We start from the raw sequence: 6,646 nt of genomic DNA on the forward strand, positions 1-6,646 counted from the left end.
ACAGGAAAGGCAGAAGTGCTGGTGGCCAGAACGATTTGGCTTCGCCAAGCTAAGAGCTTTGTAACGCTTCCCTGAAACGGCTTCGCCTAGGAAAGCTAAGAGCGACCCTCTTTCGAGCCCTATTGTGTCCCCTTTGTCCCGGCCAAAGTCAACAACTTTAATTGTGTTTAATTGGTGCTAATTTATGGTAATTGATTGGTGGTTTGATATACTTGTATCTGTTGGGAGGCATTGGGCTGAACACTATTTCAACTGCTTGGGGGCATGTATGAAACACATTACTAATCTTTCTTTTTCTTCTCTTTCTCTTACCAACTTTATTGGTAACCCTGTTACTTCAGCCGCGATTGTCGTGACTACTGAAGGTTTTTGCGTGCAGCTTGAAGTTAGCGCAGAGCTGCACCACTCAGAGGTGGTTTACTGTGGCTCTATTTTTGAAGCAGGTAACCCAGAAACTCACCTGTATAAATGGCTACAGGAAAACAATGCCGACATGCTTGAAGTGGCAAACACCATTCAAAATCTACTGACGGACACGCACGTAGTAGAGTCATCAGAATGGAAACTGGTTGCCATTGACGAAAATGGTGAAGTGATTGAGCTACACATCAAAACAGGTCTGGGCGCGGCTATGGTGAGCGCACACATGGATAATATGGGGTGGATTGTGGACAACGAGCTCAAAAAGGTTCAGGCATCCAAACTGGCAGCTTAGCAGTTGCATCGCTTAGGTGACCATACAGCCCCAATCCTTGGGGCTTTTTTATGGGCGCAGCTCAGTGCCCAGACTCTCCAGTTATCAGGCCATTGCATTTCCTAAGCATACCGAGGCCCACCCTCCCATGCTTTACCTTCCCAACCTCTAAAGCTCGTACCTCACTAAGAGGTTAGACGCACGTTCCGCGCTTTAATAACTCAATAGAGTGCAAAGCCTCGCGCCAAACAAAAACACGTTTGTCACGGGCTTAGCAGAAATCTCTATTGGACCAAAAGAATCTGTTAGCTCAAGGCTGTTTGACCACCAACCCGCATTTCCAGTGCCAACGATGAAGCGCATTGTCACAGGAAAGGCAGAAACGCTGGTGGCCAAGATGAATGGCTTCGCCAAGCAGGAGCCTTTCAACGCTTTCTCCCGAGACGGCTTCGCCTGGAGTAAGCTAAGAGCGACCCTCTTACGAGCCCTATTGTGTCTCCTTTGTCCTTGCCAAAGTCAACAACTTTAATTGTATTTAATTAATGCTAGTTTATGGTAATAAATGGGCGGTTTTACTATAATAGATAAAAGAAACAACGACATACCAATGCTTGGGGGCATCTATGAACTTTAAACAACACGGCACATTGGAATCGATTCAAACTCTTGCCAAGGACTTACAAATGTTCTGGGAGCAGAAAGAAACAAAGCTTGATTCTTACTTTTCTGTTAATGACCTAGAGCTGCACCTTTTCCATCACGGTCATGGCTCCGACATTTCACTACTTAACCGCAGTGAACCATTGAAGGCGGAGATATTAAGCTCATTGCTTACAGAGTGGGATGAAACTCAAAAGCACCGCATGGGTTTATTGTCTGAATTAGATAAACTCGTAATCAATACTACACTTGCAGACTTTCCATTCTTCAACACTCTAAACAAGAAGGACGTATATTCAAACTGGTGCAAATTAGAATCACTCGCCCTGTTGTTTCATTTTGAAAAAGCCAACCTTGCACAGTTGCAAGCTCTCATCCGCTACGCTGAATTACCTATCCCTGTAAATGCATTCTTTGTATGGATGGAAGATCTACAAAAGCAGGTAACAAAATCTAGCTCTGTTCAAAGTGAGAAAAATGCCTATGTTGAGGCGGGTTTGGTTGTGAATGCTATCCACTGCATGACTTCAGGCGATGCCAATGAATTGAACATCGATACGCTTTACACCGTAGGCGTGAATACCGACAAAACGTTTATGACTCCATGTAAAACCGACCGCGTTACTTTTGATCACAATGCAGGTTGGACGGATGACGAGGGCGACCGTTGGGACATGGATGAAAATGGTTTGCCATATAACGATGAGTTTTCAGCCGACCAGATGATTGAAGTGTAGGGGAGGGCATCATGGAGTTCGCAGATCTATTCAAACAGGTTGATGATTTGAAGCACGACCTGGAGCAAGCCCAAAGCCGATTATCTAATTCGGATTGGTCAGCAAAAAATAAAAAGTCGATCATCGATATCGCGAGAATGAGATACGAGTCCGATGAATGCCCGGTGCCGCATCTTGTATCACTCGAAGATTACTCGTATCTAATCGAAGGGTTAACGACTTGCTCAGGCACCAACAATAATGGGCAAAAGTATTTTGTCACCACTATCTCAATTGGAAACTCAACGGTTAATTTCAATATCATAGAAGACCGAGATCGAGATACTTGGGTCTATAAAGCAGAATCAATTGAAACGTATATTGACGATTCACTCGAAGAGAAAGAGCGTAACGGCCTGGAGTCATTTATGGCTGGTGGCTTAATTGACCATATTCTAGAAATGTATATTGACGATGAGCATGGCCTGATTGACCAAGAGCAAGAACCATATAAGAATTTTGCGATGATGAAGAAGTACCTGATAGATAACTACGCTCAAAATTTGTTGCCACTGCTTTTGCCACGCTAGATATTTTTGCCATGCTCGTTCATGGCAAAAATGCTCTCCATTATCAGGCTATTGCATTTCCTAAGCATACCGAGGCCCACCCTCCCATGCTTTACCTATGCTGCCCTCTAAACCTCGTTCCTCGCTAAGAGGGGTAATCACTCGTACCTCGTGATAAGGACCCAATAGAGTGCTAAGACTCGCGCCAAACAAAAACACGTTTGTCACGGTCTTAGCAGCGACCTCTATTGGATTGAAAGAATCTGTTTGCTCAAGGCTGACTGTCCCCCAACACGCATTTCTATTGCCAACGATGGGGCGCATTGGCACTAGAAAGGCAGAGGTGCTGGTGGCCAGAAGGAATTGGCTTCGCCAAACTAAGAGCTTTGTAACGCTTCCCTTGAACGGCTTCGCCTAGGAAAGCTAAGAGCGACCCTCTTTCGAGCCCTATTGTGTGTACTCTGTCCGGTGAAATGCAAGAAATATAATTAACTTTAATTGATGCTAATTTATGGTAATTATTCTGGGAATCGCCTATAATAACTATAGTTCGAAAGGTTAAGGAATCTTTCGAAATCAATCAGTTAATTAAGTCTTGGGGGACTACAATATGCCAATCGATCGCAACTTTGCACACCGACTACCTGCAGCGCAAGGGCAGCAATACAAACCATTCTACTCAATCAACTTCCCTGCTGAAGTTTTGGTGAACCTGCTCCGTATCGACAACAAGGGCAGTGTTCTTAAACGCTCACAGCGAGAAGTCAACATGAAGCGTGCACGAGACTTCTGTAACTACCTGATGGAAAACCACAAACGTTTCTACATTATCCCTACAGTTCTGGGTGTGGTATGTGCCAAAAGAGGGATGAAGCCAGAATTTGAACCAATGGCTAAAGGTGCCAAGGTAGGATACTTGCACATCTCGATGTGTAACACCGTCAAACTTTTCGATGGTCAGCATCGCATGTCGGGGATATCTCTTGGCTTAGAGTTATTTCTCGAGGAACTTGAAAAGATGGGATTTGATTTGGCTAAGGTTGATATTCCAATGATGCTATTTACTGATCTTACATTGAAAGAGCGCCAGCTTGGTTTCACTGATGTGAACGCCAACCTGTCTAAGCCGATGGCTTCGATCACAGACGCATACAACTCACGTGACCCACTTCCGCAGCTTGCTCGTTACCTAGCTGAGAACTGCCTACCGTTCAAGGGACTGGTAGACTTTGAGCGCAATACCATTGCCAAGAATAGCGATAAGTATTTCCCACTCAAAGCACTAAAAGACGTAAACCAAGTGCTGCTCGGCCTTAAGAGCTCAGTGAAAGAGATTCCAGAAACACAGCGTGATTTAGCTAATGATTTCTGGATTACAGTGAGCCGAGAAATGGGGTGGGGTGGTCTAGAGTTCAATGATGAATCGCCAGAAATGATTCGCTCTAAGAACATTTGGACTCATGTCGCTATGTTGAAAGCTCTAGCGATCGCAGGCAAGGAAGCGATGGAAGCTACAGGTGGTTTGGATACGGTTCAGTGGTCTAAGCTTGATGATTTAAACTATAGCCGTGACAAAGACGAGTCGGATTTTTCTGGGCGCATCATCGACCAAATCACTGGCAACATGATTGTAAACAAAGCTGGCGTTAACTTAGCTGCAAACTTACTTCTTAAAACCCTGGGTATCGAATTGAACGAAGAGCGCCAGCAGCTCGAAAATCAGTACTTCCCCCAAGAAGTCAGCGAGGAGGGGCTTGCGAAAGCGGCTTAACCTGCTCCTGGTGAATACCCCCATGTCGGGGGTTTTCACGATTTGCTCTCCCTTATCAGGAGATTCCATCTCCTACGCACGCCGAGGCCCACCCCGCCCACGATTACCTACGGGACCTCTATGACTCGTCCCTCGTCGAGAGGTCTTTATTGCTCGTGCCTCGCTTGAATGAGTCAATATGGAGCATTCCACGCGCCAAGCATAAAAGCCGCTTGTCACGCTCATGCAGAATCCATATTGAGTAAAAGAATCTGTTTCGCTCAAGGCTGTTTGTCCACCAACGCATTTTCAGCGCCAACGGTAAAGCGTGTTGTCACCGAAAATGCAAAGTCGCTGGTGGCCAAAAGGAAGGGCGGCTTCGCCTTCGCAAAAAGAATTTCAACGCTTTCCCCCGAGACGGCTACGCCTTGGAAAAGCTAAAAGCGACCCTCTGTCGAGCCCTATTGTGTGTCCTTTGTCCGAAGATTATCAAGTTAAATATCTAGCTGTATATGTTGAATTGCATTAAAAAACAACATCACAATCTACGCGCATTAAGTTACCATATACTAGCAGTCGATGAGAAATAAAATATTTGATAATGGAGGAGGGTATGAACTTTACAGTTGTTTTATTGAGAGTTTTAGCTGTTGCTGAATTACTCTCATTCACTTTTGAAAGGCTAGGCTTTGAGTCTTTAGCTGATATGTTTACGGTGCTCGTTTTAGTGGTCGCATTACTAGAAGCTTTCGGGCTTATTGATAAGCTGCTAACTATACATAAAAGGCACAGCATTCTAATTAGATCACTGACCTATGTCTTTTTATTGCTAGCTGCTGTAGCGGTAGCTAGCTGATCGCACTCCATTATCAGGGGATTCCCTAAGCATACCGTGGCCCACCCTCCCATGCTTTACCCTTTCGCTCAAGGCTGTCTTTATTCTCACCATATTTCACGCCAACCCAAAAGATCGTTGTCATGAAATATGGAGAGAACACGAATAAAGAATGTTGGGCTTCGCCCTTCTAAAAGCGTTTCAACGCTTTTTTTTACGGCTACGCCTAAAAAAGCTATCCCTCTTTCGAGCCCTATTGTGCCTCCTTTGTCCCGGCCAAAGTCAAGAAAATTTGTTTTATTTATTTGATGCTAATTTATGGTAATTTACGGTAATTTTGCTATAATTAAAACAGTTGGGAAGCGCGGTGTTTTTCAACAAATTGGATGCTTGGGGGCACATATGAATTCAGTAACTATTAACAACTACTACATTGTAAACAACAAACTAATTGGCTCAATTGGCGAGAATAACATGGGCTTAATCAAAGGGCGTTTTTTCAGTGTTGAAGTAACTAAGCAACTAGACAAAGTTGCTTATGACGAATTGGGTACCAAATACATCCTTGGCACTCTAGGCACAACACCTTTAGGTGATGTGCTTAAAGCAGAGCTAAACAAACTGACATGGGAGCGCCACACGGGAAACGTATTAGAGAAAGCAATTCAAATAGCTTCTCTAATCACCACAGAGACCTCTAAGCCAGAACTTGAAAGCGAGAAAGAATATAAGACATGCAGAGTCGCAAAGTACGTTTGGCGCATCTTGGGACGCACAATCAAACTATCGGTCAATCAGTCTAAGCTCAACTTGAACACCGAGCTGACAATCATCTAAAGGATAGGGGAGAGCCACCAGCTCTCACCCTACCTTTTGCCGCATCCTGGGGGACACCCCCGACCGCTCGGCCCCAGCCATCCCGTCATCCCCCGCCCAAAAATAAAATGTTCTGCTTGACATCACACTTTTTGGTCTATAAATTCAGGCGAAGCCCATTTTAAATTTTTAAGTTTAAAAGTATTAAAAATTTTTAAATCTTAAAGAAGGGTCTGACGAAAATTTCTAACATCCTACCTTACGAAGATAGGTCGCAAGTTTGGTTTACTTTGGTCTACTTTGGTCTACTTTGGTTTTCATTAGTTGTTACATTCCATAGATCTTAAGAATTTCGCGATCATTCAATATTCATTTACCGCTACGGTCGACTGAATACCACTCTGCGTCCACTGAATACCACTCTGCGACAAAGTAATTAGGCTAGTTCTAATATTTTATTCGAAAGTCTAGGTTCTCTTTCCTGTTTTGCTGAGTTAAACCACATCCACCATAACGTTCATTGTGTAAGCCTTAGCCCAGTAGTTAAATTCCATTTGTTACAAGCGATGTAATGCTTTTAATTATGAAATGAACTCTTTTATCTTG

7 protein-coding genes are annotated in these 6,646 nt (G+C 44.0%); all 7 read left to right on the forward strand.

Going from position 1 to position 6,646, the window contains the following annotated elements; genetic code table 11:
* Positions 1 to 268 precede the first annotated feature (268 nt).
* Entirely contained in the window at positions 269 to 715 is a 447-nt protein-coding gene (locus OCT63_RS19840) for a hypothetical protein (RefSeq protein ID WP_269984428.1), read from the forward strand.
* Between the two features lie 602 nt (positions 716 to 1,317).
* Positions 1,318 to 2,091: a hypothetical protein gene (locus OCT63_RS19845; RefSeq protein WP_269984429.1), complete on the forward strand. Its 774-nt coding sequence runs from the start codon at positions 1,318 to 1,320 to the stop codon at positions 2,089 to 2,091.
* Positions 2,092 to 2,102: 11 nt separating this feature from the next.
* Positions 2,103 to 2,660: a hypothetical protein gene (locus tag OCT63_RS19850; RefSeq protein WP_269984430.1), complete on the forward strand. Its 558-nt coding sequence runs from the start codon at positions 2,103 to 2,105 to the stop codon at positions 2,658 to 2,660.
* A 589-nt stretch (positions 2,661 to 3,249) separates the two neighbouring features.
* Complete coding sequence (locus tag OCT63_RS19855; protein WP_269984431.1) at positions 3,250 to 4,410, forward strand: DGQHR domain-containing protein; 1,161 nt, start codon at positions 3,250 to 3,252, stop codon at positions 4,408 to 4,410.
* Positions 4,411 to 4,578: 168 nt separating this feature from the next.
* On the forward strand, positions 4,579 to 4,830 hold the full coding sequence (locus OCT63_RS19860) for a hypothetical protein (RefSeq protein ID WP_269984432.1): 252 nt from the start codon (positions 4,579 to 4,581) through the stop codon (positions 4,828 to 4,830).
* A 172-nt stretch (positions 4,831 to 5,002) separates the two neighbouring features.
* A complete protein-coding gene (locus OCT63_RS19865; protein WP_269984433.1) occupies positions 5,003 to 5,245 on the forward strand; it encodes a hypothetical protein in 243 nt (80 codons plus the stop codon).
* A 381-nt stretch (positions 5,246 to 5,626) separates the two neighbouring features.
* Positions 5,627 to 6,061, forward strand: a complete 435-nt coding sequence (locus OCT63_RS19870) for a hypothetical protein (protein WP_269984434.1) — start codon at positions 5,627 to 5,629, stop codon at positions 6,059 to 6,061.
* Positions 6,062 to 6,646 lie beyond the last annotated feature (585 nt).

This window comes from Vibrio sp. RW, assembly GCF_027587105.1.
Lineage (GTDB): Bacteria > Pseudomonadota > Gammaproteobacteria > Enterobacterales > Vibrionaceae > Vibrio > Vibrio toranzoniae.